This window comes from Actinomadura sp. 7K507, assembly GCF_004348425.1.
GTDB lineage: Bacteria > Actinomycetota > Actinomycetes > Streptosporangiales > Streptosporangiaceae > Spirillospora.
The window spans coordinates 1-1,239 of the sequence record NZ_SMKK01000529.1 but is presented as its reverse complement, the minus strand read 5'-3'; the positions used below and the strand labels follow the sequence as shown (position 1 = coordinate 1,239).

Below are 1,239 nucleotides of genomic sequence, written 5' to 3'. Positions count from 1 at the left end.
CCCCCGTCACTCACCGCGCTCCATCCACGCGCGGCCCCCGACACCCGGCCGGCCGGTGAGGCGATCGAGGTCCTCGTCCCGACCGCGCCGATGCTGGCCGATCCCCTCGGCGTGCAGCGGGCGCTGCGGCCGCTGAAGCGCCGCGTCCCGTCCAGGCACCGCGTCGAGCTAGACGAGGACGCGACGGCGGCGCGCATCGCGGACACCCGCCTGTGGACGCCCGTCCTCGTCCCGTCACCCGAACGCTGGCTCAGCCTCAGCCTGGTCGTCGACACCGGCCCGACCATGCGGCTGTGGCGGCCCCTCGCCCGCGAACTGGCGGAGGCGATGCTCAGGCAGGGCGCCTTCCAGGACGTCCACCTCAGCTACCTCGGCACCACGGGACGCATCGCCTCGACCCCCGACGCCCCGCCCCGGGACCCGGGCACGCTCCTGGACGGGTCCGGACGCCAGGCCGTGCTGGTCCTCAGCGACTGCTCCGGCCCGCACTGGTGGGACGGACGCGCCGCCCAGGCCGTCCGGAGGTGGGCCCAGGCGGGCCCGACCGCGATCCTCCAGCCCCTCGCCGAGCGCCTCTGGCGACGGACCGCCGCCCCGGCCTCACCGGGCCTCGCCGTCCTGCCCCGGCCGGGCGCCCCGAACACCGACCTGCGGTTCACCCCGTACGACGGCGCCGTTGCGCCCGGCGTGCCCGTCCCCGTCCTGGAGGTGGCGCCCCGCTGGTTCGGCGCGTGGGCGCGGCTGGTCTCCGGCTCGGAGCCGCAGCCCGCCGCCGTCGCGACGCTCCCGTCCCGCCCGTCCGGGACGGCTCCAATCGCCCGCGAGCGCGAACTGCCGGTCGTGGAGCGCGTCCGCCGCTTCCTCGCCACGGCCTCCCCGGACGCCGCCGAACTCGCCGCGCACGTCGCCGTGTCCGTCCCGTCCCTGCCGGTCATGCGGCTCATCCAGCACCGGATCCTGGGCGGCTCGGGCCCCGGGCAGCTCGCCGAAGTCCTGCTCAGCGGCCTCCTGCGACCCGCCGACGGCGCGCGCTACGAGTTCGTCCCCGGCGCCCGCGAAGCCCTTCTCGACACCCTCCCGCGCCCCGAGGCCCTGCACACCCGGCACGTCCTCGAAGCCGTCTCCGCCGAGATCGAACGCCGCGCCGGCACCTCCGCCGAAACCTTCCGCGCCCTCCTCCCCGCCGAAGGCGGCCCGATCGCCCTCACCGCCGACACCGACCACTTCGCCCTCCTCACC

General features: G+C 77.1%; 1 protein-coding gene. It reads left to right on the top strand.

What is annotated here, in order from left to right; translation table 11 throughout:
- Nucleotides 1–1,239, top strand: a 1,239-nt coding sequence (locus E1285_RS46360; protein WP_279510135.1) for an SAV_2336 N-terminal domain-related protein, incomplete at both ends; no start/stop codon positions are given.